Consider the following 22,545-nt stretch of genomic DNA (forward strand, 5'->3'; position numbering starts at 1 on the left):
GCGCGATTTCGGGAAAATCGCGCTTTGCTTTCTAGTTCCTATTCTGACGCATTTTCTTAAGCGAAAAGTCCATCAGCTTTTCTGGAAAATGCTTTAGCCGGCCGGCGCGGACACAGTGGCTCGATCACGATAGAAGACGAACAATCCGCTGCCGATGATGATGCAATTGCCGATGACGATCGGCAGCGTCGGCACGTCGCGCCAGACGATCCAACCCATCAAAGTGGCCCATACCATGGCCGAATACTGGAACGGGGCGAGCAAGGCAGCCGGCGCCATGGCCAGAGCGCGGGTGATGCATACGAAGCACATCATGGCGACGATACCGACGAGGAACATCAGGGCAAGATCGAACCAGCCCGGCGTAACCCAGGCGAACGGTATCGTAGCCGCGCCGATGACGCCCGCCCCGGCGAACTGCCAGACCACGAGGGAAAGCCAATGCGTGCGCCGCAACTGCCGCGTCACGGTGACCGCCAGGCCGAACATGACGGCGCCGATGAGAGCGATGGGCGAGGCCGAGGAGAACAGTTCCGCCGAAGGCTGGAGCGCCACGAGAACGCCGATGAAGCCGGCGATGACCGCTCCCCAGCGGAACGGCTCCACCCTTTCGCCGAGTAGGGGAACCGACAAGGCGGTGATGATCAGGGGTGCCGCCATGTAGAAGGTCATGACGTCGGCGAGCGGCATGCTGCGCGTGGCGAAATAGAAGCAGTAGGTGTCGCCGGCCATGCACAGGATGCGCAGGATCTGGAGCCGCCACTGGCCGAAATCGAAGAGATCGACCTTCAGGTGCCAGACCATCGGCACGAGGACGATGGCCGCGCCCACCGAGCGCAGCAGCAACAGCTGGCCGACGGAATAGTCGGCAACCAGCCATTTGCCGAGGGCATCGTTCAGGGCGAAAAAGAACACGCCGGTGAGAAAGAGCGCGATGCCCATGCCGACGCTCGCGGCCCCGATACCAGCCTGGCGGGGGGAAGTCATTTCGGTTTCGTTTCCTGCCGGAACAAGGCGCGTTCGGCGATGAATGCGCTTTGCCCAATTCTTGGTTCGAGTTCTTTGGTTCGAAGCGTCTTTGCAAGTCTTGCCGAGTCCGTCAATTCGCAAAGCGTTCCAGGCGCATGGCATGGAGTTTGAAGCGGTCCGGAAGTCGGCCGGGCGTCGCCCCATCCGCCCCGAACGGTCATTTGTCGTACCAATATCCGGACATTGCGGAAAGAGGCAATCTTTCGAGCCCGTAGGGAAATCAGGCGGCCGTCATCTTCGCCGCCATGTCCGAGGCGAGCAAGCCGTCGAGCGCGACCTTGATCAGGGGGCGGCGCATTCGCAAGGCGCTGAGGGCTGCAACCGGCCATTCGACATAACAGGCGCCTGGCTCGACCGTCACAGTGGCCGAGGCCGGCTGGCGACGCAGGAAGCCGACCTCGCCGATGAAGGACTGCGGCCCGATGACCAGATTGCGGCCAGCCTTCTCCACATGGGACCGCCCGTCGAGCACATAATAGACCTTCTCGACCGCTTCCCCCTGGCGCAGGAGGGTGTGGCCATCCTCGCTGCGTCGCCAAAGACCGATCTTCATCAAGGATCGGAACTCGCCCGGCGACAGGCCGCCCAGGGCAGCAAACAGCCGTCGCTCTTCGGCGCTCAGACGAAACTGGGTGCGAGCAAAAACCAGCCTGGCCATCATCAGAAGATTCACGCCCAGATTGACCACGGTCCAGAACAGCGCATCCCACAGCATGATCTCGGGAACGACCAGGTAATAGAGAATGTAGAGCAGGGTCGAGACCACGAGGAGGGCACGCAAGACCAGCTGGTCGCGGCAGGTCAGCGCCGCAACGGCAATGAGGGCGGCGGCATGGATCAGGCCGAGCCGGACAATTTCGAAGAACATTTCAGCACCAGGGAGGGAAGACCGGATGCAGTGTCACGCCGCCATCCGCGGCATCCACATGGTGCGCTCAGCGCAAAAATGCTGTGCGCCCTCGCACGGGTCGGCCGATGTGGCCCCAACCCGGAGCCGACTCGCGCCCATGCAAGGCGCATCGGCTCTAGAACCCCGATAACCGCCTGGTTGCCATTGCGAGTTTGTCGGCTGGCCTCGAATACGGCGACGCCCTCGCCCGGCGCGCTGCTCTGGATGCGCTGATGGGAAACCCTCCGCCATAGTCCGCATGGTTTTGTCGGTTTCGGCAGTGGCGGGCACCTCTCCGAGATGACATCCCCCTCTTGTCGCGCGCCATCGACATAACCACGCAATGTCCATGCAATAATAATCAGCAGTATAGATTTATCGCCGGCGACACTCTTGCAACGCACTTCCCATTAAGCCGGCATATCAATCTCAAAAATTCGGCTTCAGGATGCAAAAAATGCCACCCTTTTTCATGATAATAAGGGACGTAATCAGGGATATATTTAGAAACATTGATAACATAATCTCATTTATTCTAATAAATCTAATGATAATTGCGGCAATTTTCGCATCAATTTATGAAAAAATAAGTACGGATCGCTCCATCGCCCTTGCATCGCTGTCGATCCTGTTCGCGCTGCTGCTGTCTTATTACAGATTGAAACAACATGTCCGCTACAACCCAGGATCTTCCCTGAGACACCTGCTTCCACGCGTCTTGCTTGCACGGTCGAAAGGGGGCAGCCGTGCCTGCGGATGGCTCTCCAGAACCTTGTTCTGGAGCATCTCCGCCGTGGCTATCTATGTCGTGGTGCTCATCTGCTGGGGCAATTTCGGCACGGTGATTCGCGGACAGGTCTATCGGTCCGCCCAACTCGGCAGCGCCACGATGTCATTCAACGTCCAGCGCTATGGCATCAAGGCCATCATCAATCTGCGCGGCAGCAATCCCGGCCAGGATTGGTATGATAGGGAAGTCGCCGATGCGAAGGTGCTCGGCATTCACCACATCGATTTCCGGATGTCGGCCAAGCGGGGGCTGAGCCGGGAACAAGCCGAAGAACTCATCACCTTGATGGCGCAGGCGCCAAAACCGCTGCTGATCCACTGCGCTTCCGGAGCCGACCGCACCGGCCTTGCCGCCGCCCTCTATGTCGCCGCAATCGCCAAGGCCGGCCGCGAGAAGGCGCAAGCCCAATTGTCTCCCTTCTTCGGGCACTTGTCCCTGCCCTTTTTGCCCGGCTATGCCATGGACAGAACCTGGGAGGAATTCGCCCAGTGGCTGAACAAGGTTGGGCACGAACCACACCCTGCGCTGGCTAGGTCGGACGGCAACACCACCGACCTGCAATGACCGATAATCGCGCCAGGCTAGCGAATTCCTGTAAGGAGTTCTGGTGGGCCCGGAGGGACTTGAACCCCCAACCAGACCGTTATGAGCGGCCGGCTCTAACCATTGAGCTACAGGCCCGGCTGTGCCAGACGGGGCATCTATAGGCAGAGTCTTGTCCAGGTTCAATCGGCTATCCGCAATTGCGATGCCTGCCGCAAGCCCGTCATCATGCCGCCGCCTTCGATTGCAAGGTTCCACTCGCAATTTTTATCACTGGAGTTCATCGATGCTACCGTCCTTCGTCGCCCGCCCCGCCCTCGCCGCCTTGCTGCTGGCCGGAGCGCTCGGCGCCGCCCAAGCCGAAGATTTCAAGCGCGTGATCGCCATCAATGGCGAGGCGACGGTCGGTGCCAAGCCGGATCTGGCCTATGTCAGCGTTGGCGTGCAGAGCGCAGGCAAGGTGGCGCGCGACGTGCTGACCGCCAATTCCAAGGCGACCGGCGAGGTTCTCGCCGCGCTCAAGGCAGCCGGCATCGATCCCAAGGACCTGCAGACCTCGGGCTTCAGCGTGCAGCCGGCGAGCCCACAGAACGGCAAGTTCTCGTCGAGTTCCGAAGATGGCCCGGCCATTGCGGGCTATACCGTCTCCAATACCGTGAACGTGACGCTACGCGACCTGCCCAGGCTCGGCGATATCCTCGATAAGGCGGTGAGCGCCGGCGCCAACAGCGTCGAGGGCATCCAGTTCGTCGTCTCCGACCAGTCGGTCCTGCTCGACGGGGCTCGCAAGACCGCCCTGGACGATGCGAGGCGCAAGGCCGAGATCTATGCCAAGGCCTCCGGTCTGCGCTTAGGCAAGCTGGTGGATCTGAGCGAGAATACCGGCCCGATCGGCGGCGGCCTCTATCGCGCCAAGGCCGTGCAGGATTCGGTGCCGATCGAGTCCGGAGAGAGCGCGCTGAACGTCACCGTATCCGCACGCTTCGAGCTTGAAGACTGACCCTTCGCGCTCCGCCAGTATCGAACAAGACTCCACGGGCCAGCACGGCATTTGCCGCAGTGCTGGCCCGCCGATTTTCCGCACACGCAAGTTTGTTTCACGCAGCAAGGCCGATTGGGTAACAAAGATGCTTGCCTGGCTGTTCTCCCCGGTTTAGGACGGCTTAACCGCTCTTAATCGGAATGCTTATCGTGCGCGCACGCCTTGATGCTGTTGACTGGAAAATCCTGCAGGAACTACAGGCCGATGGTCGCATGACCAATGTGGAGCTGGCCAAGCGCGTCGGCATTTCCGCGCCCCCCTGTCTGCGGCGTGTGCGGGCCCTCGAAGATGCCGGCGTGATCAAGGGTTACCGCACCCTGCTCGACGAAACCTCGCTCGGTTACGAGATCACCATCTTCGCCATGGTCAATCTGACCTCGCAGGCCGGTGCGGATCTGCAATCCTTCGAAACCTATGTGAAGAATCAGCCCCTGGTGCGCGAATGCTGGATGCTGTCCGGCGACGTCGATTTCGTGCTCAAATGCGTGGCGAAGGATCTGCGCTCCTTCCAGGCTTTCGTGGCCGAGCTGACGGCAGGGCCGGCCGTGCGCAACGTCAAGACGGCGCTGACTTTGCGCTCTATCAAGGATGATCCGATCGTTCCCCTCGAACTCGACGTGAGCGAAGGGGCCTGACCCCGATGCGGTTCAGCTGGGCGTGCTTGCCCATCTTGAGTGAACCGTATCAAGCCTGAACCAGCTTGCTCAGCAGCCAATGCGCGTAGCTGGAAGCCAGCCAATCATATCGGCGCGGTGTCGGATCAGGCACTTCAGCAGCGGCATCCACCGAGGTCGTGGTGGCGAAGAGCGGGAAGCTCTTGATCACGCCCCCCGATGACGACAGCGTGATGCGGCCATCGAGCGTGTCGACACTGTCGAAGCTGACCAGGCCACCGTCGGAATCCACAGGAAAACTGATGTCGGTAAGCACGACCGACAATGTCGCTCCGCCCTTTGCGCCGGGCTGGTAGCGCGAGCCGAGCTGACGGACGAGATTGCGCTGAAGATAGGGCGGCATGCGCTGGAGCCAGAGATTGCCGCTCCCGCTGACCTGAACCCTGCGGATGACGGGAATGGCGGGATTGTCGCCATAAGAGGTGGCGCAACTGGTGAGCAGCAGACCGGCGCCAATGGTCAGGAAGCCCCTGCGCCCGATACGTTCCGAAGTCATGGTACCCTCCTGCTCGCGATACGCGCTCTCTATAGATACTCGCTCTCTATAGAACGTGCCGTCTCGCCAATCGAAGCAAATTCACGCGACCATGTCGTCCTGTATCCAACAGCAAAACGCCGCACCCGGCGAGGATGCGGCGCACCGTGTTACAGGGCCCGAAATCGGCGGCCGGCTCAACGCCAGGCGACGTTGGCGATCTCATAGGCCTTGGGGCCTTTGGGCGTGTTGACCTCGACGGAGACCCCGATCTTCTTGCCCACCAGCGCGCGGGCGAGCGGCGAACCGATCGAGATCTTGCCGGAGCGGACATCGGCCTCGCTCTCGCCGACGATCTGATAGGTCTTCTTTTCCTCGGTGTCTTCGTCGATCAGCGTGACAAGGGCCCCGAATTTGACGGTGTCGCCGGACAGCTTGGAAATATCGATCACTTCGGCGCGAGACAAAGCATCTTCGAGTTCGGCGACACGGCCTTCATTATGGCCCTGAGCTTCCTTGGCCGCATGATATTCGGCGTTCTCGGAAAGGTCGCCATGGGAACGCGCTTCGGAAATCGCCGCGATGATGCGCGGCCGTTCAACCTGCTGGCGTTCCTTCAATTCTGCCTCGAGCGCGGCATAGCCTGCCGGCGTCATCGGGATCTTGTCCATTGCTTCGTCTTCTCTTTCCAAACGCAAAAAAGATACGCGCCGGACGGACTTCCCCGGCGCGGCTGACATATCGGTTTTGCAATTTTACGGTACCCTCCCCCCACGGGAGAGGGTGCCTCCTTTCAGAAATAGGATTGCAGCGGCCGCACTTCCAGATCCCCGCCCTTATGGGCTTTGATCCCTTGCGCAGCCGCCACCGCTCCGAAGAGAGTGGTGTAATACGGAACTTTATGCAAGAGGGCGGCACGTCGCAACGAACGCGAATCCGCCAGGGCCTGGGCCCCTTCCGTGGTGTTGAACACCAGCTGGATGCTGCCATTCTTGATGGCATCGACGATGTGCGGACGCCCTTCCAAGACCTTGTTGATACGCGTGGCGTTGACGCCATGGCCGGCAAGGAATTGCTGCGTGCCGTCGGTCGCGACGATCGAAAAGCCGAGCTCGGCGAGCAGCCGCATCGAATCGAGGATACGCGGCTTGTCGCTCTCCTTCACCGACACGAACACCGTGCCGCCGGAGGGCACGGTGACACCGGCTCCAAGCTGGCTCTTGGCGAAGGCGACGGCATAGTCGCGGTCGAGACCGATGACTTCGCCGGTCGAGCGCATTTCGGGGCCCAGCACCGTATCGACACCAGGGAAGCGTGCGAAGGGATGCACCACTTCCTTGACCGCGATATGGTCGAGCTTCTTGGCTTTCAGGTTGAAGGAAGCCAGGCTTTCGCCCGCCATGACCCGGGAGGCGATCTTGGCGATCGGCTCGCCGATCACCTTGGCCACGAAGGGCACCGTGCGCGAAGCGCGCGGATTGACCTCGAGCACATAGATCAGGCCGTCCTTGATGGCGTATTGCACATTCATCAGGCCGCCGACATCGAGGGCCAGGGCCATGGCCTTGGACTGGCGTTCGAGTTCGTCCAGGACCTCGGGACTCAGCGAGCGCGGCGGCAGCGAACAGGCCGAATCGCCGGAATGGATACCCGCCTCCTCGATATGCTCCATGATGCCGGCGACGAAGACATCCTTGCCATCGGCGAGCACGTCGACGTCGACCTCGACCGCGTCGGAAAGATAGCGATCGAACAGCAGCGGGTTCTTGCCCAGCAGCGTGTTGATCTGGCCCGTCTTGTCGTTGGGATAGCGCGTCTTGATCTCCGGCGGCACCATCTGCGGCAGGGTACCGAGGAGGTAATCGTCGAAGGCAATCTCGTCGCGGATAATCGCCATGGCGCGTCCGCCCAGTACATAGGAGGGACGCACCACCAGCGGCAGGCCGAGATCGGCGACGACCAGGCGCGCCTGCTCGACCGAATAGGCGATGCCGTTCTTGGGTTGGCGCAGGCCGAGCTTATCGAGCAGGCGCTTGAAGCGGTCGCGGTCCTCGGCGAGATCGATCGCGTCGGGCGTGGTGCCGAGGATGGGAATGCCCGCCTCCTCAAGCGCCGCCGCCAGCTTCAGCGGCGTCTGCCCGCCGAACTGTACGATCACGCCGTGCAGGGTTCCCTTGGACTTCTCGACGCGCAGGATCTCCAGCACGTCCTCGGCCGTCAACGGCTCGAAATAGAGACGGTCAGAGGTGTCGTAGTCGGTCGACACCGTCTCGGGATTGCAGTTGACCATGATGGTTTCATAGCCCGCATCCGAAAGCGCGAAGCAGGCGTGGCAGCAGCAATAGTCGAACTCGATGCCCTGGCCGATGCGGTTGGGACCGCCGCCGAGAATGACGATCTTCTTGGCGTCGGACGGATTGGCTTCGTCGGCCGGCGCGCCAGCGAAGGGCGGCGCATAGGTCGAGTACATATAGGCGGTGGGCGAGGCGAATTCGGCGGCGCAGGTATCGATGCGCTTGAAGACGGGATGCACGGCAAGTTGCGTGCGCAGGTTCTTGACCGTTCCTTCCGGAACACCGGCCAGTGCATCGAGGCGACGGTCGGCGAAGCCCATGGCCTTGAGGCTGCGCAGGGCACCTTGGGTCTGGGGCAGGCCGATCGCGCGCACCTTCTGCTCGGTCTCGACGATGCCGCGGATCTGGGCCAGGAACCAGGGATCGACCTTGCACACGCCGTGGATCTCGACGTCGGACAGGCCGAGGCGCATGGCCTGGGCGATGTTGAGCAGGCGGTCGGGCGTTGGCTTGCCGAGAGCGGCACGGATGGCGTTCTTGTCGTCACCCTGGCCAAGGCCGTCGATCTCGATCTCGTCGAGGCCGTTGAGGCCTGTTTCGAGCGAGCGCAGTGCCTTCTGCAAACTCTCCTGGAAGGTACGGCCAATGGCCATCGCCTCGCCGACCGACTTCATCGCGGTAGAAAGGATCGGCTCGGCGCCCGGGAATTTCTCGAAGGCGAAACGCGGGATCTTGGTGACGACATAGTCGATCGTCGGCTCGAAGGAGGCCGGCGTCGCCCCGCCGGTGATGTCGTTCTCGATCTCGTCCAGCGTATAGCCGACGGCGAGCTTGGCGGCGACCTTGGCGATCGGGAATCCGGTGGCCTTGGAAGCCAGCGCCGAAGAGCGCGAGACGCGCGGATTCATCTCGATGACGACGAGGCGTCCGGTAGCCGGGTCGACGGCAAACTGCACGTTGGAGCCGCCGGTCTCCACCCCGATCTCACGCAGCACCGCGATCGAGGCGTTACGCATGATCTGGTATTCCTTGTCCGTCAGCGTCAGCGCCGGTGCGACGGTGATGGAGTCGCCGGTATGCACGCCCATCGGATCGATGTTCTCGATCGAGCAGACGATGATGGCATTGTCCGCCTTGTCACGGACGACCTCCATCTCGAACTCCTTCCAGCCGAGCACGCTCTCCTCGACCAGGACCTGGCTGGTCGGCGAAGCATCGAGGCCGCGCTCGATGATGTCGATGAACTCGGCCTTGTTGTAGGCGATGCCGCCACCCGTGCCGCCCAGCGTGAAGGAGGGACGGATGATCGCCGGCAGGCCGACATGGTCGAGCGCCTCCAGCGCTTCGGTAAGGCTATGGGCCAGGCTCGAGCGCGGCGTCTCCAGGCCGATCTTGGTCATGGCCTCGCGGAAGCGCTGGCGGTCCTCGGCCTTATCGATGGCGTCGGCATCGGCGCCGATCATCTCGACCCCGAATTTCTCCAGCACGCCCATCTCGGCAAGCTTCAGCGCGGTGTTAAGCGCGGTCTGGCCGCCCATGGTCGGCAGCAGCGCGTCCGGGCGCTCCTTCTCGATGATCTTGGCGACGATCTCGGGCGTGATCGGCTCGACATAGGTCGCATCCGCCAGATCCGGGTCGGTCATGATCGTGGCCGGGTTGGAATTGACCAGGATGACGCGATAGCCCTCCTCGCGCAGGGCCTTGACGGCTTGCGTGCCCGAATAGTCGAATTCGCAGGCTTGGCCGATGACGATCGGGCCAGCGCCGATGATCAGGATGGAGGAAATATCGCTACGTTTTGGCATCGCTCGTCCGATTTAGGAGGGCCGGCATGAAAAAGCCGCGGAGGGGACTCCACGGCCGGATATTCACGGTACCAGCCGATCTCAATCGGCCCGAACACGATTCGGGCCGATTGAGATCGGCTGCGGCGGATCGAGCGGTTCGACTAAACCATTTTGGCGTCTTGCGAAAGGGGCCGAATGCCGACCTGAGCGGAAAGTGACGATCGTAACAGAAATTGTGGGCTCGATGGGCGGCTCAAAGCGGCCCGCGCGTGGTGCATTTCGTCGTCTGGCCGCCGGGCATGCGTACGATATGGACATAGAGCTTGTCGCCCGAGCCGAAATCCATGACATAGGTGTCAATCACCTTGCCACCGTGTTGCAGGAGGCTCCGACAGCTGTCCTTGGTCTGGGCCTGAGCCGTGACCGGTGCGGTGATCAGTCCGGCTGCCAGGACGGCGCGAATCAAACGTAGGCCCATGTCATTCCCTCCTGGCGGTGAGATCCTGTTCGGGACCGATGAAACCTGCCCGGCCACGATAACGCAAGGGAAGCATGTGTCAGCCGCGAAAATGGCCTAATCGTGCCATCATGGTTGGCCATCTCCGCGAGATCTGCCCATTTGGCCGTGGAAAACGCCCATGATCAGCCTACGCCTCGCCATCCTCGCCAGTTGCCTCGTTCTGAGCGCCTGTCGTCTCACCGAGGCCCCCGTTCCAGGCCAGGCCGGGGCACTCGCAGGCTTCGGCGCAACGGGCCGGTTGCTCGACCAAGGCAAGCCCGTTCCGAATATCCGCATTCGCGCGACCTCCTCACACCTGCCAAGCCACAGCATGCTTACCACCACGGATGCGCAAGGACGCTTCCGCCTCGATGCGAGCGGTATCGGCGGCAACCGTGACGTTCTGCGAATCGAGGCGAGCGGCGAGGATTATCATGCCGTCGGTGAGATCTCGCTCACCTCCCTGGCCTTCACCTGCGAGCTCGAAAGCAATGCTCTCTATGCTTCGGACAAGCAGGGGCATTTCTGGAGCGGCAATGACATAGAATGGAAGCCCGGCCAGCCGATCAAGGCGTTGAGATGCCGATAAGCTGCTTCGGAGCGCGGACATCCTGTCCGCCCTTCCTTCCAATAAAACCCTGCGCTCGTGGAGATGAAGGGCGGACAGGATGTCCGCGCTCCGGCCCTCACCGCGCCTGCGACAGCACGAAACGCCGAAAGGCCGCCACCTTGGGCAGAGCCAGAGCGCCGGCTGGATAAGCGAGATAATACCCATAGCCGAGCGTGACTTGTCGGTCGAACAGCGCCACCAGGCGCCCCTGGCGGATCAGCCCCTCAACCACACTGCCGACGACCAGACCGACCCCCTGCCCGGCCAAGGCCAGCTCGATCAGCACGTTCTCGTCGTCGAATACCTGCCCGGCCTGTGCCAGAGCCGGATCGAGGCGTGCCACGGCAAGCCATTCGCGCCAGTCGCTGCGATCCTGATCGTGCAGAAGGCTGGCGCGGGAAAGGTCGGCGGGTTCGGCCAGGCGGAGACGCTCGGCATAATCAGGCGCGGCCACTGGCAGGGTGACCGACGGGCCGATCAATTCCGCCGTGAGGCCCGGCCATTTGCCGAGGCCGCCCCGAATGGCAAGGTCGATGCCTTCGGCCACGATATCCAGCGGCGTCTCGGTATGACGCACCGAAATCTCGATTTCGGGATGGAGCTCGGCAAAGCGTGGCAGGCGTGGTGCCAGCCAGCGGGCACCGAAGGAAGGCGTGGTGGTGATCGAGAGGAGGCTCTGCGCGCGCCTGATGCCGGCAACCGCCCGCTCGATCTCGCCGAAGGCAGCCACCGCTGCCGGCAGCAATTGCTGTCCGGCAGCGGTTAGCTGCAGGCTGCGCGTGGTGCGCTGGAACAATTTGACGCCGAGCTGCTCCTCCAGCACCCGGATCTGATGCGAAACCGCCGCTTGGGTGACGTTCAGCATCTGGGCTGCGCGGGTGAAACTCAACGCCTTTCCCGCCACGGCGAACACGCGCAAGGCCGATAGGGACGGCAGTGTTTCCATATGTTCCACCCACAAGAAAAACTTATGAAAGAGGCACGATATTCAAACTGAACTCGTTTGCCGATTACCCAATATTTCCTGAGAATGACTGCCATGTCACCAAGCTTTTGCAAGCGGTGAGGAGGTAACCTCTCATGATTGATTCTTATCTAACTGCCGGCCTGACCAGAGGCCTTAGCCTTGCCCTGTCACCGCAGGCCGCGCTGCGGGGCACCGAAGTGGCACAGATGGAGGAGCGACGAGCTTATCGAGAAGAAAATCAGCCGCACAGGCGGGCGAGAGCCACAATGACGACGCGCCTGGCCCGGTTCATGCGTCTGTTCCGAGCCAAACCGGAGCCGTCATCGCGGGAGATTGCGAAGACTGTCGGCTGCCGCGGCTGAGGGCCGGCCCGCCGGCAAGAGCGGGCTCGGTGCGCGGACCAGCAATGAGGCTGGTTTTACCGGCAGCTCTTCCAGCGGCCGAGATCCATATGGAAATGGTCTTCGTGGTAGCCATCCGAACCGGGGCCCAGCACGACCTGGAACACGCCACAGGTCACGCCATGCACCTGTTTCAGGAAGGCCGACTTGGCACCCCCGCCCTTGAAGTCATGACGGACGGTGATTTCCTTGCCGCTCGCGGTGATATAGCCGGAAATGTCGATGGCATTGCCCTTGGCATGCTCGGAGAGCTTGGCGCCGCGAATGTTGTTCATGCCCCGGCAGACATAGGAAGCAGCCACCTTGATGGCAACGACGTTCTCGCCGAGATACTGCTTGGCGGCAGCCTGCATGCCGGCCTCCCAGCGCACCAGCCCGTTGACCATGGCGTAGTCGACGGTCGCGGCCGGCACCAGCGTGGTGCGGCTGCCCGGCCCCAACGCCATCAGGCGATAGGGCTGCCCCACGCTGCAAGCCCCCTTGACGATGGCGGCCTCGGGGACCGCACGCGCCAGATTGTTGATGGCAATGCCCGCGCCCGGCAAGGCACCCAGCATGGCGACCTTGGTTTCCGGCGGCGGTGCATTGAGGCCAGGATTGGTGGTCATGCGGTCATCAATGCCACCGGGCCGGCGCACGGGCAGCGGCACGAAGGCATGTGACAAGGTTCCGGGTGGCAAGCCACCGTCGGGCTTGGCATTCGATGCGGCGTTGGCTTGCGCCGGCGCCCCATCGGGCTCTGGCCCGGCCACGTCGATATCTGTATCCGGGCGCGCAGGCGGCAAGGGTGTATCGGCGGCATAGGCGGACACCACGGGAGAATCATTGCCGCGGGGTCGCTCCGGTGGGGTGGGCACGCCGCCATGGACGATCAGGTCCGGCAGGCCTTCCAGCCCGGTCGAAGCCCGGATGGCCCGCATTTGATTGGGCTTGGGCTTGAGGGGCGGCAACGGCTTGGCGTTCGCCGCAGCGATGCTCTTCTGAAAGTAGTCCGGCAGGGGGACCAGCGGTCCATCTGCCGTTTGCGCCACCGCAGTGCCGCAGAAAACAGTCAGGAAGAGACAGGCGACGCTTGCTCGCATGCACACTGCTCCGTTTTCGATCAGGCGTTGTGTTGCGCAACTGCGGCAGCACCATGGCGAGACGCCATGTTTTCGACAAACCGCTTAAAGAGGTAGTGACTATCCTGTGGGCCGGGCGAGGCCTCGGGATGATGCTGCACAGAGAAGACAGGCTTGCCGGTGACCGCGATACCACAATTGGAACCGTCGAACAGCGAGGCATGGGTTTCGACCACGCCAGCCGGCAGGCTGTCGCGATCCAGCGCGAAACCATGGTTCATCGAGACGATCTCGACCTTGCCGGTGGTGAAATCCTTGACCGGATGATTGGCGCCGTGATGGCCCTGCTTCATCTTGGCCGTACGGGCGCCAAGAGCGAGGCCGAGCATCTGGTGGCCGAGGCAGATGCCGAAGATCGGAATGTCTCTTTCGAGCAGCGCCTTGATCGCCGGCACGGCATATTGGCCGGTCGCCGCAGGATCGCCGGGGCCGTTGGAGAGGAAAATACCATCGGGTTCAAGCGCAATGATCTCCTCGGCCGGTGTGGTGGCGGGCACCACGGTGACGGCGCAGCCGGCCGCGGCCAGCAGGCGCAGGATGTTGCGCTTCACGCCGTAATCGATGGCGACCACCTTGTATTGCGGCGCCTCCTGCTTGCCAAAGCCCTGCGACCATTCCCAAGTGGTCTGGTCCCAGTCGAAGCGCTGCGCGGTCGTGACCGGGGGCACCAGATCGAGGCCGTCCATCGAAGGAAGGCCGGCGGCCTCGCGCTTCAGAGCCTCGACGTCGAAATTGCCGTTGGGATCGAAGGCGAGCACCGCATTGGGCATGCCGCCCTCGCGGATGCGTGCCGTCAGCGCCCTGGTATCGATGCCGGCAATCCCGGCGATGTTGCGAGCCTTGAGCCAGGCATCGAGATGGCGGCTGGCACGGTAATTGGCGGGCTCAGTGATCGGCGCATGCAGCACCACGCCCCTCACCCCGGAGGAAGAGGCCATGTTGACCGTCTCGATGTCCTCGTCATTGACACCGACATTGCCGATATGGGGGAAAGTGAAGGTGATGATCTGGCCGGCATAGGAAGGGTCGGTGAGGATTTCCTCATAGCCCGTCATCGCGGTGTTGAAGCACAGTTCGCCCGCCGCCTTCGTCACGGCGCCGAGCCCGATGCCTTCGATCACGGTGCCGTCTGCGAGGACCAGGAGCGCGGTCGCCTTGGGTTCCGCCCAGCCATTTTCCATGTCTCTGTCCTTCGCGCTCGCTTGTGTGACGGTCATTTTCATCTTAAGTGCCGGATGAATGGCGGCGGCACATTTGGCTCCGCCCGGCAGGCGCGGCGGAAAGTAGGGGGCGGACGGCTTGCCGTCAACCCTTGGTGACGCTCAAAATCGTAAGCAAATTCAATGATTTGAGACGGAGCTACCAAATATTTCGCTGCTGCGTGCCGCTCGGTGAACAATTTTGATTCCAGGAAAGGTAGGGCACCATGTCTCTGCGCGACGATTTCACCACCGCCGTCAAGGACGCCATGAAGGGCGGCGACAAGGCCCGCCTGTCGGTCGTGCGCATGATCCAGGCCGGGTTGAAGGACCGCGACATCGCCGCCCGCGGCGGCGAGCATGACGGCAAGATCCCGGAAAGCGAGATCCTGTCCATGCTGCAGAAGATGATCAAGCAGGCCCAGGAGACGCTGGAGACCGCCGTCAAGGCAGGCCGCGAGGAAATGGCCGCAGCCAGCAAGGCCGAGATCGAAACCCTCTCCTCCTTCCTGCCCAGGCAGATGGACGTGGCCGAGACCAAGGCCGCCATCGCCGCCGTGGTGACCGAAATCGGAGCCGCCGGCGTCAAGGACATGGGCAAGGTCATGGCCGCGCTGAAGGAGCGTTTCGCCGGCAAGATGGATTTCGGCAAGACCAGCCCGCTGGTCAAGGAAGCGCTCGGCGGTTAAGGACGTCTAAATTCCAGGCTTTTCCGAGACCGACGCGCCCGCTAGATTGCCGGCCGTGCAACAATGAGGCCGGCATGGCGCCCTTCCCACGCTTCCTGGTTCGGTTTTCGGTGGTCCTGCTCGCCGTGGCCGGCTTGGCGTCCTGCGCCGACCGGCCCGGTGCGCTGATGCTGCATCCGGTCTCGGCATCGCCGGGTATCGGTACGCCGGTCAACATACTGGTCGCCACCACGCGTCAGCGCTCCGCCACCGACAAGAACGACTTCACCACCAAGCGCAATTTCGGCGTGAGTTATGAGGCCTATACGATTTCGGTGCCGCCCAACCATGTCGTCGGCAATATCGAATGGCCGAAGAAGCCTCCCGGCAATCCTGCCGTGAACTTCGTCGTTACCGGTTCGACGGCCCTGGACCAGGCGCGTTTCGACGCAGCCGTGGCAAAGGACACCAAGGGCAGTGGCGAGGTCATCGTCTTCGTGCATGGCTACAACACCAACTACCAGGAAGCCGTCTATCGGGTTGCCCAGCTCGAGAAGGACAGCGGCTTTCCGGGAGCGGTCGTAGCCTTCGCCTGGCCCTCGCTCGGCACCTTGACCGGCTATGTCGCCGATCGCGAGAGCACCACCTATTCGCGCGACTATCTTGAAGCCACCCTCAACGGCCTCGCCCGCACGCCGGGTGTGCGACGCATCCACATCATCGCGCATTCCATGGGTAATTGGCTGGCGGTGGAGACCCTCCGCCAGTCCAAGATCCGTGGCAACTCGGCCTTCATTCCCAAGCTCGGCGAAGTCTTCCTGATGTCGCCGGACATCGACATCGACGTCTTCCGCACCCAACTCGACACCATCGGTAAGCTAAACCAGCCTATCACGGTCGGGATCTCACGCGACGACAGGGCACTCGGCTTCTCGCAGCGACTGGCGGGGGATGTGCCGCGCGTCGGCAATGTTCTGATCGACAACAAGGAGGCCCAGCAGGCCATCGCCCATTACGGCCTGCGGGTGATCGACATGTCGGATGCCCAGAGCCTGGATTCGATGAATCACAGCAAGTTCGTCGGCCTGCTGCCCTCCCTCAGCCAGATGGCCAAGAGCGACGCGGCGGCCGCCCGCGGCAATCCGATCTCGCGCACCGGCCTGTTCGTCGTCAATACGGCCGGCACGCTGCTGCAGACTCCTCTGCGTTTGGGCGAAGCCATCGTCGGGCAGTGATTCTCAGGATTTGAGAAAGCTGGCCGCAGTGGCCGAAATCCCCTGCTCGAGCGGCATCGGCCTGAAGCCGAAAGAACGCTCGAAACTGCCGCCATCGACGAGAAAGGGGCGGTCGTGCTGATAGGCCGTCTCGGTCCACTCCCGTAGAAAAGGCACGAACGCCCCCATCAACCTCTGCAGCCAGCCGGGGAGCGCCTGCAGGCGAGGTTTTACGCCGAGCGCCGTAGCGGCCATGCCGATGATCTCGCGCGGCGTGCGCGCCGGCGCACAGGGCATCATCCAGGCCCGGCCATAGGCCTCGTCCGAAGCATCGGCGAGCAGGATCGCGGCCGCAGCGACATCCGGTGCGTAGGCAAAAGCATGGGGCTCGTCGGCGGCGATGCCGAGTTGGGCGGAGCGGCCGGCGGCAAGACGGCCGATGGCCTCTTGGCCAAGCACCGAAAGCGTCACGCCGGGGCCGTAGAAATCCGTCACCCTCAAGGCTGTGGCCGTCACCGTGCCGGCAGCCTGCCATTGCTGGGTGATAGCGGCGCGCACTCTGCCCTTGCGACCGGGCGCATCGAGGGGCGTGTTCTCATCGAGCGGCCCGGGCTGGGGGCCGTGCATGTAAAGGTCGTCGACAAAAACCAGACGTGCCCCGTTCGCCTCGCAAGCCGCTAGCATATTGGCCATCAGGCGGGGCCAGTCCCTCTCCCAGACGGCCGCGTCATAGGCGAGCCCGATGGTGCAGATCAGCACGTCGTGCCCGTGCAGCGCGGCCGTCAGGCTGGCCCGGTCAAGAGCATCGCAGGCATGGAAATGCACGCCGGACGGCAGATTGGCTGGTTCCCGCCGCTGAGCGACCAGCGCCTCGCGGCCGGCCTCCGAAAGCTGCTGTGCGATGGCGCGGCCGATGGGGCCGTAACCCAGGATCATGATTTTAGCAGACATGGTGCGTTCTCCTTGATGAGGAGACGCTAGCAAGTGCCCTATCATAACTCCAATGCATGGTTTATATTTACTATATGCGCGACGTGCATTTGAAATCGATCGATCTCAACCTGCTGACGGCGCTCGGCGCCCTGCTCGCCCAGCGCAGCGTCAGCCGCGCGGCACGCGAGATCGGCCTCAGCCAGCCGGCGATGAGCCGGGCACTCGATCGTCTGCGCCATCTGTTCGGCGATGAACTGATGCTGCGCTCGGGAGCCGGCATGGTGCTGACAGCGCGCGCCGAGGCGCTGGTGCCGCAGGTGCAGGAGATCCTGGCCGATATCCGCGCCCTCGTTGCCGAACCGCTCTTCGATCCCTCGACCGAGCGCCGCACGCTACGGATTGCGGCCGTCGATTCGCTGACCACCCTGCTCTTTCCCGGCGTGATGGCCCGTCTGCTCGAAGAAGCGCCGCATGTCGATCTGCGCGCCATGCCGATCGGAACGGACATCGCCCGCCGTCTCCAGAGCGGTGATGTCGACCTGACCTTCGCTCTGGCCAACTACCCGCTCGCGGCCGGAACCCATAGCGAGATGCTGATGGACGATCGCCTCGCGCTGATCATGCGGCGCGATCATCCAGCCGCCCGGAACGGACCGCTCAGCCTCGGCGCCTATGCCGCCCTCACACATGTCACCGTGTCCGTCTTCGGCGACGGCAGCACCGAGGCGGATGCAGTGCTGGCCGCGGCCGGGCTGGAAAGACGCATCGGCCTGACAACGCCGCATTTCACCTCGGCGCTGATGGCCGTAGCCCGCACCGAGATGGTGACCATGCTGTCTCGTGCCTTCGCACGCCAGTTCGCTCCGGCCTTCGGGCTCATCCTCCTGGAGCCCCCGATTCGGCCGACGACCTTGCCCGTCACCATGGTCTGGCACGCATCCCGCAAGCATGACCGCCTGCTTGCCTGGCTGCGGGACGTCTTCAGGCAGGTCGCCGCCGAAACCGTGGAGTGAACGCCTCCGCGGCACCGACCGTTTACGCCCCGCAATCAAATTCAACTTCTGAGCGTAATCACGTAAAAACGCATATAACGCGCGAACATCCGTCTGCAATTGCGCCCTGATTTCGCGGTGAAGGCTGTTCCATTTCTAGAACAAATCGGTCGAAAACATGGGGAATTTTCCTTGCGATGCCTGATCATTTACCCAGGACCGCAATAATAATCAGTTTATCTTCAGTGATATACAGTTTTAACAAAACATATATTTAGTTTCATTAAACTGTCACAAAACGTAATGTGGCTTTTTGGAGACACTATTCAGTTATTAAAACGTCATATCAGCTGTCTGTTGCAAACGTTGTTGTGAATCCCCTCGGGATTCCGCAAAGACACTTCGGCTCTCGTTTCACGAGCATCCGGCTTCAAACGCCCTTTTTGGGCGAAAGCCTGTGCCCGGCTCGAGACGAGCCAGCCCGAAGTACCCAACTCAATTTGCTCAGTGAGCCTTCAGATGACGATGAAATCTCTCCTCCTCGGCGCCGCGGCCGGTTTCGCCGCCCTTGCCACCGCCCAGGCCGCCGACCTCCCCATGACCAAGGGAGAAGCCGTCGAATATGTGAAGGTCTGCTCGGCCTTCGGCCCCGGCTTCTTCTACATCCCTGGCAGCGATACCTGCCTCAAGATCGGCGGCGAAATCCGTGCCGACTATCGCTTCTACAACCAGAGCGGCGACGGTGTTACTGGCCGAAACAATTTCAGCGGCGACCGTTACAAGCAGAACCGCAACAACCATAGTAGCGCCTTCAACACCGAGGCTCGCATCTCCTTCGACGCCCGCACGCAGACTGAATTCGGCCTGCTGCGCTCTTTCTTCCAACTCAGAGCCAATAGCCATCCAATTCCGAGCAATTGGAGTGTCGGCAGCGATACGTCTGGCAACACCTTCTCGATCAAATATGCATACATCCAGTTCGGCGGCCTGACAGCCGGGTATGCTCACTCCTTCTTCGGCTTCTATGACCTCGACTACGGCAATACGATCTGGGGGCCTTACTACGCCCAATCCAACGTCGTGAACCTGCTGGCCTACACGGCCGATTTCGGCAGCGGCTTCACAGCAACGCTGTCGGTCGAGGACGGTCGCGACCATCGCCAGAACGCCTTCCAGACTATACAGGGCGGGCAACAGGTCCCCGACATTGTCGGCCAGATCCGTTTGAAGCAGGATTGGGGTTCGATCGCCGTCCAGGCCGCTGCGCATCAATATCGTACGGCCGAGCCCGCGGTTGACGCCGCCGGCATCCCGATCGCCCCTGGCGCCGTAGGCTACTATCCTCGCTCCAATAAATGGGGATACGCGGTCGGAGGAAGCTTGCTGCTGAACATTCCAGCCCTCGACAAGGGTCACTTCGTGATCGAAGGCCAGTATGCCGACGGCGCTCTCGATTATCTCGGAATCGGCAGCACCAAGCTCAAGGGCCAGGACTACTTCGTGACGTCCAACAATCGGACGATCGATGGAGGCAAGGGCTGGTCGGTAACCGCTGAACTTGGCGGCAACTTCACGCCGCAATGGGGGGCCAACCTGGTCGGTGCCTATATCGACACCACCTATGACAAATTCAGCAATCTCGGCGACCGCAAGGTCCAGGAGTATTCGCTGACGGGCAATCTGACCTATACGGTCGTCAAGGGCCTGACCGTCACCGGCGAAGTTACCTACACCCATCAGCAGATCGACAATCTGGCCTTCGTGCCAGCGGCCGGTGCGCCGGCCATCGCCCGCGACGCCAAGTCGGATTTCTGGATGGGTGGCGTGCGCATCAAGCGCACCTTCTGATCCGTCATTGCGATCATCGCATCAAGGGAGGCCCGGCTTGCGCCGGGCCTTTTTTTCGTGCGCTCCGCGCCATGCCGGGATCAGGATCAAAAGAAATCCGCAAGATCTCGGCCAACGGTTCCTCCCTGCGCGTGACGATCACACGCAATCATCGAGAGCGGCGTTTTCATGTCCGCAAGCCGCCATTCTGCTACCTCAGGCGTGAACGGAAGGTGCGCCCTGAGGACAGCGGGGAAAGATTCAACTCATCCCTTCCGTGCTAGAGTGACACTCTTGCGCCTGCGGCCTGCGTCCTCACATAAGAGCCCATGAAATATCCGCCTTCCCTGCTCGACGAAATCCGCGCCCGGCTACCTGTGTCAGAGGTGGTGGGCAGGCGCGTCAAGCTCAAGAAACAGGGCCGGGAATGGCGCGGTCTTTCCCCTTTCAATGCCGAGAAGACGCCCTCCTTCTATGTCAATGACCAGAAGGGCTTCTATCACTGCTTCTCTTCGGGCAAGCATGGCGACATCTTCCGCTTCCTGAGCGAGGTCGAGGGGATCTCCTTCCCCGAAGCCGTGGAGCGTTGCGCCAACGATGCGGGCGTCGCCCTGCCCAAGATGACGGTGGAGGATGTCCGGCGCGAGGAGCAGCGTGCCTCGCTGCACGAGGTGATGGAACTCGCCGCCGCCTTCTTCCAGTCGCGCCTGCAGGCGCGCGAAGGTGCGGCGGCACGCGGCTATCTCGCCGATCGCGGCCTGACGCCGGCGATCCAGGCCGAGTTCGGTATCGGCTATTCGGCGAATGAGAAATTCGCCCTGCGCGACCATCTCGCCGGCAAGGGTGTCGACCGCGACGCCATGATCGAAGCGGGCCTGCTCATCCATGGCGAGGATATCCAGGTCCCCTATGATCGCTTCCGCGACCGCATCATGTTCCCCATCCACGATGCGCGCGGCAAGGTGATCGCTTTCGGCGGCCGCGCCATGGACAAGGAAGCGTCCGCCAAATATCTCAACTCGCCCGAAACTTCGCTCTTCCACAAGGGCGCCTGCCTCTACAACCATCACCGCGCCCGCAAGGCTGCCCATGAGAAGGGTGGCGTCATCGCGGTGGAGGGCTATGTCGACGTCATCATGATGAGCGTGGCGGGGTTCGGTCACACGGTCGCGCCGCTCGGCACGGCCTTGACTGAGGATCAGCTCAACCTGCTCTGGCGCATGAGCGAGGAACCGGTGCTGTGCTTCGACGGTGACAAGGCCGGGCGACGCGCCGCCTATCGCGCCGTCGACGTCGCCCTACCGCAGATCGCGCCCGGCAAGACCCTGAAATTCGCGCTTCTGCCAAGCGGCCAGGATCCGGACGAACTGGTGCGCAGTTCCGGTGCGACCGCCGTTTCGGAAGTCCTGCAAGGCGCCCTGCCGCTGTCCGACATCCTCTGGGAGCGGGAAACGCAAAGCGGTGACTTTTCCACGCCGGAGCGGCGGGCCGCGCTCGAACGCAAGCTGATGGATACGCTGGCGCCGATCCGCGACGAGACGGTACGCAAGCACTATCGCGCGGAAATGGACAACCGCCTGCGCAGTTTCTTTGCCCCCGCCCGGGCCACCCAGTCCGGCTTCGGCGGTGGCCAGCAACGGGCCTGGCGCCAGGGCGGCGGCCGGCGCGAAACGGCCCAGACTGCCCATGTGGTGACACCCGCCGTACGGGAAAGCGCGCATATGCGCGGCGGTCATGGCACCATACCAACCCGTGAGGCCTTGATATTGGCGGCTCTGGTGGCACATCCGCATTTGCTCGACGCCCATTGCGAGTTGCTGGCCGGGCTCGAATTCGACAATGTCGAAGCTGGCCGGTTGCGCAAGGCGTTGATTGACTGCGTGGCGCACGGCTTGCGCGAATCAGTTGAGATCGAAGCCGAACTCAAGACACTTGGATTCGAGCGTTTGCTGGTGCATACCGCCGCTCTGACCGTTCCGGGGCATTTTTGGGTGCGACGGGACGCCGCATTTCCTGACGTTCGGGACGGTTTCCTGCATACAGTGGCCTTGCATCATAAGAATCGCGCGCTACATAAGGAGCTCAAGCACGCTGAGGCGGCTTTGGATCGGGACTTCACTGAAGAGAATTGGGCTCGGCTCACTGATATCAAGGCACAAATCGCCGCGATGGAAGGAACCGAGGCAGTGATCGAAGGGTTTGGAGCTTCCTCCGGGCGGACTTCGCGGGCTGTGTAGGAACCATCAGGGTTAACGGCGGATTAGCCTTTACCCGGGTAGTGATAGCACCAGTTCCTGGAACTGGAATTTCGATTCTACCAGTCGCCGCAAGGCGTTGCGAGGTTGAACGGAAGGTCTTCCCAGGGCTCTGGAGCAAGGCTGTGACAAGTCGGGTGGCTCCGGATACCGGATGCTGCCCTTTTTGGTGTTGGCAAACGGGGTGCCTGTGGCGGGAACCCCTCGCCAGGTCAGGGTTTGGGACTGGAGTTTAGGCTCGAGACCAGGATCCTGCGCCAAGGCCTTGAAGTTGTTTGGAATTATTCGGAGGCGCCTTCCGGCGAATCTGAAGATTTCCATATCGGGTGTCGCACA

The 22,545-nt window shown here is 62.2% G+C and carries 19 protein-coding genes and 1 tRNA gene; 9 read left to right on the plus strand and 11 right to left on the minus strand.

Going from position 1 to position 22,545, the window contains the following annotated elements:
- Nucleotides 1-93 precede the first annotated feature (93 nt).
- Both ACN6KF_RS11935 and ACN6KF_RS11940 read right to left on the minus strand, forming a co-directional pair.
- Nucleotides 94-987, minus strand: a complete 894-nt coding sequence (locus tag ACN6KF_RS11935; protein ID WP_434957034.1) for a DMT family transporter — start codon at nt 985-987, stop codon at nt 94-96.
- 262 nt (nt 988-1,249) lie between these two features.
- Nucleotides 1,250-1,897 (minus strand): cyclic nucleotide-binding domain-containing protein, encoded by a 648-nt coding sequence (locus ACN6KF_RS11940; protein WP_434957035.1) that lies wholly within the window; start codon nt 1,895-1,897, stop codon nt 1,250-1,252.
- Nucleotides 1,898-2,711: 814 nt separating this feature from the next.
- On the opposite strand from ACN6KF_RS11940, the gene ACN6KF_RS11945 reads away from it, so the two are divergent.
- Nucleotides 2,712-3,272, plus strand: coding sequence for a tyrosine-protein phosphatase (locus tag ACN6KF_RS11945; RefSeq protein WP_434957036.1), 561 nt, complete (start codon nt 2,712-2,714; stop codon nt 3,270-3,272).
- A 41-nt stretch (nt 3,273-3,313) separates the two neighbouring features.
- Here the strand turns inward: ACN6KF_RS11945 and ACN6KF_RS11950 are convergent.
- Nucleotides 3,314-3,389: transfer RNA gene (locus ACN6KF_RS11950), tRNA-Ile, on the minus strand.
- A gap of 148 nt (nt 3,390-3,537) precedes the next feature.
- On the opposite strand from ACN6KF_RS11950, the gene ACN6KF_RS11955 reads away from it, so the two are divergent.
- Both ACN6KF_RS11955 and ACN6KF_RS11960 read left to right on the plus strand, forming a co-directional pair.
- Nucleotides 3,538-4,251 carry an SIMPL domain-containing protein gene (locus tag ACN6KF_RS11955; protein ID WP_434957037.1) on the plus strand — a complete coding sequence of 238 codons (714 nt, stop codon included), beginning with the start codon at nt 3,538-3,540 and terminating at the stop codon, nt 4,249-4,251.
- Nucleotides 4,252-4,442: 191 nt separating this feature from the next.
- Nucleotides 4,443-4,928, plus strand: coding sequence for an Lrp/AsnC family transcriptional regulator (locus tag ACN6KF_RS11960; RefSeq protein WP_434957038.1), 486 nt, complete (start codon nt 4,443-4,445; stop codon nt 4,926-4,928).
- 49 nt (nt 4,929-4,977) lie between these two features.
- Here ACN6KF_RS11960 and ACN6KF_RS11965 read toward each other — a convergent pair whose 3' ends face one another.
- The 4 genes from ACN6KF_RS11965 to ACN6KF_RS11980 all read right to left on the minus strand — a co-directional run bounded on the left by ACN6KF_RS11965 (nt 4,978) and on the right by ACN6KF_RS11980 (nt 10,001).
- Nucleotides 4,978-5,463: a hypothetical protein gene (locus ACN6KF_RS11965; protein WP_434957039.1), complete on the minus strand. Its 486-nt coding sequence runs from the start codon at nt 5,461-5,463 to the stop codon at nt 4,978-4,980.
- A gap of 176 nt (nt 5,464-5,639) precedes the next feature.
- Nucleotides 5,640-6,113 (minus strand): transcription elongation factor GreA, encoded by a 474-nt coding sequence (gene greA, locus ACN6KF_RS11970; RefSeq protein WP_149254640.1) that lies wholly within the window; start codon nt 6,111-6,113, stop codon nt 5,640-5,642.
- Between the two features lie 122 nt (nt 6,114-6,235).
- Entirely contained in the window at nt 6,236-9,541 is a 3,306-nt protein-coding gene (gene carB, locus ACN6KF_RS11975; protein WP_434957040.1) for a carbamoyl-phosphate synthase large subunit, read from the minus strand.
- A gap of 235 nt (nt 9,542-9,776) precedes the next feature.
- Nucleotides 9,777-10,001 (minus strand): hypothetical protein, encoded by a 225-nt coding sequence (locus ACN6KF_RS11980; protein ID WP_434957041.1) that lies wholly within the window; start codon nt 9,999-10,001, stop codon nt 9,777-9,779.
- A 160-nt stretch (nt 10,002-10,161) separates the two neighbouring features.
- On the opposite strand from ACN6KF_RS11980, the gene ACN6KF_RS11985 reads away from it, so the two are divergent.
- The gene (locus tag ACN6KF_RS11985) at nt 10,162-10,611 is read left to right on the plus strand and encodes a hypothetical protein (RefSeq protein ID WP_434957042.1); all 450 of its coding nucleotides are present in this window, start codon (nt 10,162-10,164) and stop codon (nt 10,609-10,611) included.
- A 97-nt stretch (nt 10,612-10,708) separates the two neighbouring features.
- Here ACN6KF_RS11985 and ACN6KF_RS11990 read toward each other — a convergent pair whose 3' ends face one another.
- The 3 genes from ACN6KF_RS11990 to carA form a co-directional block, all read right to left on the minus strand.
- Nucleotides 10,709-11,578: a LysR substrate-binding domain-containing protein gene (locus tag ACN6KF_RS11990; RefSeq protein WP_434957043.1), complete on the minus strand. Its 870-nt coding sequence runs from the start codon at nt 11,576-11,578 to the stop codon at nt 10,709-10,711.
- A gap of 439 nt (nt 11,579-12,017) precedes the next feature.
- The gene (locus ACN6KF_RS11995; RefSeq protein WP_434957044.1) at nt 12,018-13,082 is read right to left on the minus strand and encodes an extensin-like domain-containing protein; all 1,065 of its coding nucleotides are present in this window, start codon (nt 13,080-13,082) and stop codon (nt 12,018-12,020) included.
- 20 nt (nt 13,083-13,102) lie between these two features.
- Nucleotides 13,103-14,302, minus strand: coding sequence for a glutamine-hydrolyzing carbamoyl-phosphate synthase small subunit (carA, locus tag ACN6KF_RS12000; RefSeq protein WP_434957045.1), 1,200 nt, complete (start codon nt 14,300-14,302; stop codon nt 13,103-13,105).
- A gap of 245 nt (nt 14,303-14,547) precedes the next feature.
- On the opposite strand from carA, the gene ACN6KF_RS12005 reads away from it, so the two are divergent.
- Nucleotides 14,548-15,009: a GatB/YqeY domain-containing protein gene (locus ACN6KF_RS12005; protein ID WP_434957046.1), complete on the plus strand. Its 462-nt coding sequence runs from the start codon at nt 14,548-14,550 to the stop codon at nt 15,007-15,009.
- 74 nt (nt 15,010-15,083) lie between these two features.
- Nucleotides 15,084-16,223: an alpha/beta hydrolase gene (locus ACN6KF_RS12010; RefSeq protein ID WP_434957047.1), complete on the plus strand. Its 1,140-nt coding sequence runs from the start codon at nt 15,084-15,086 to the stop codon at nt 16,221-16,223.
- A gap of 3 nt (nt 16,224-16,226) precedes the next feature.
- On the opposite strand, the gene ACN6KF_RS12015 is transcribed toward ACN6KF_RS12010, so the two are convergent.
- A complete protein-coding gene (locus ACN6KF_RS12015) occupies nt 16,227-17,153 on the minus strand; it encodes an NAD-dependent epimerase/dehydratase family protein (RefSeq protein ID WP_434957048.1) in 927 nt (308 codons plus the stop codon).
- A gap of 56 nt (nt 17,154-17,209) precedes the next feature.
- Here ACN6KF_RS12015 and ACN6KF_RS12020 point away from each other — a divergent pair, with 56 nt between their 5' ends.
- The 3 genes from ACN6KF_RS12020 to dnaG all read left to right on the plus strand — a co-directional run bounded on the left by ACN6KF_RS12020 (nt 17,210) and on the right by dnaG (nt 22,191).
- Entirely contained in the window at nt 17,210-18,148 is a 939-nt protein-coding gene (locus ACN6KF_RS12020; RefSeq protein WP_434957049.1) for a LysR family transcriptional regulator, read from the plus strand.
- Nucleotides 18,149-18,646: 498 nt separating this feature from the next.
- Complete coding sequence (locus ACN6KF_RS12025) at nt 18,647-19,975, plus strand: porin (RefSeq protein ID WP_434957050.1); 1,329 nt, start codon at nt 18,647-18,649, stop codon at nt 19,973-19,975.
- A gap of 308 nt (nt 19,976-20,283) precedes the next feature.
- The gene (dnaG, locus tag ACN6KF_RS12030) at nt 20,284-22,191 is read left to right on the plus strand and encodes a DNA primase (RefSeq protein WP_434957051.1); all 1,908 of its coding nucleotides are present in this window, start codon (nt 20,284-20,286) and stop codon (nt 22,189-22,191) included.
- Nucleotides 22,192-22,545 lie beyond the last annotated feature (354 nt).

This window comes from Labrys methylaminiphilus subsp. lupini, assembly GCF_051161885.1.
In the GTDB taxonomy this organism is placed as follows: Bacteria; Pseudomonadota; Alphaproteobacteria; order Rhizobiales; family Labraceae; genus Labrys.

Excerpts from the sequence above, each read along its gene's own strand:
- ACN6KF_RS11985 (WP_434957042.1), top strand. The coding sequence starts at position 10,162 with ATGATCAGCCTACGCCTCGCCATCCTCGCCAGTTGCCTCGTTCTGAGC.
- dnaG (WP_434957051.1), top strand. The coding sequence starts at position 20,284 with ATGAAATATCCGCCTTCCCTGCTCGACGAAATCCGCGCCCGGCTACCT.
- ACN6KF_RS11940 (WP_434957035.1), bottom strand. The coding sequence starts at position 1,897 with ATGTTCTTCGAAATTGTCCGGCTCGGCCTGATCCATGCCGCCGCCCTC.
- ACN6KF_RS11995 (WP_434957044.1), bottom strand. The coding sequence starts at position 13,082 with ATGCGAGCAAGCGTCGCCTGTCTCTTCCTGACTGTTTTCTGCGGCACT.
- ACN6KF_RS11980 (WP_434957041.1), bottom strand. The coding sequence starts at position 10,001 with ATGGGCCTACGTTTGATTCGCGCCGTCCTGGCAGCCGGACTGATCACC.
- ACN6KF_RS11965 (WP_434957039.1), bottom strand. The coding sequence starts at position 5,463 with ATGACTTCGGAACGTATCGGGCGCAGGGGCTTCCTGACCATTGGCGCC.
- ACN6KF_RS12015 (WP_434957048.1), bottom strand. The coding sequence starts at position 17,153 with ATGTCTGCTAAAATCATGATCCTGGGTTACGGCCCCATCGGCCGCGCC.
- carA (WP_434957045.1), bottom strand. The coding sequence starts at position 14,302 with ATGGAAAATGGCTGGGCGGAACCCAAGGCGACCGCGCTCCTGGTCCTC.
- ACN6KF_RS12005 (WP_434957046.1), top strand. The coding sequence starts at position 14,548 with ATGTCTCTGCGCGACGATTTCACCACCGCCGTCAAGGACGCCATGAAG.
- ACN6KF_RS11955 (WP_434957037.1), top strand. The coding sequence starts at position 3,538 with ATGCTACCGTCCTTCGTCGCCCGCCCCGCCCTCGCCGCCTTGCTGCTG.
- carB (WP_434957040.1), bottom strand. The coding sequence starts at position 9,541 with ATGCCAAAACGTAGCGATATTTCCTCCATCCTGATCATCGGCGCTGGC.
- ACN6KF_RS11990 (WP_434957043.1), bottom strand. The coding sequence starts at position 11,578 with ATGGAAACACTGCCGTCCCTATCGGCCTTGCGCGTGTTCGCCGTGGCG.
- ACN6KF_RS12020 (WP_434957049.1), top strand. The coding sequence starts at position 17,210 with ATGGTTTATATTTACTATATGCGCGACGTGCATTTGAAATCGATCGAT.
- greA (WP_149254640.1), bottom strand. The coding sequence starts at position 6,113 with ATGGACAAGATCCCGATGACGCCGGCAGGCTATGCCGCGCTCGAGGCA.
- ACN6KF_RS11935 (WP_434957034.1), bottom strand. The coding sequence starts at position 987 with ATGACTTCCCCCCGCCAGGCTGGTATCGGGGCCGCGAGCGTCGGCATG.
- ACN6KF_RS12010 (WP_434957047.1), top strand. The coding sequence starts at position 15,084 with ATGGCGCCCTTCCCACGCTTCCTGGTTCGGTTTTCGGTGGTCCTGCTC.
- ACN6KF_RS12025 (WP_434957050.1), top strand. The coding sequence starts at position 18,647 with ATGACGATGAAATCTCTCCTCCTCGGCGCCGCGGCCGGTTTCGCCGCC.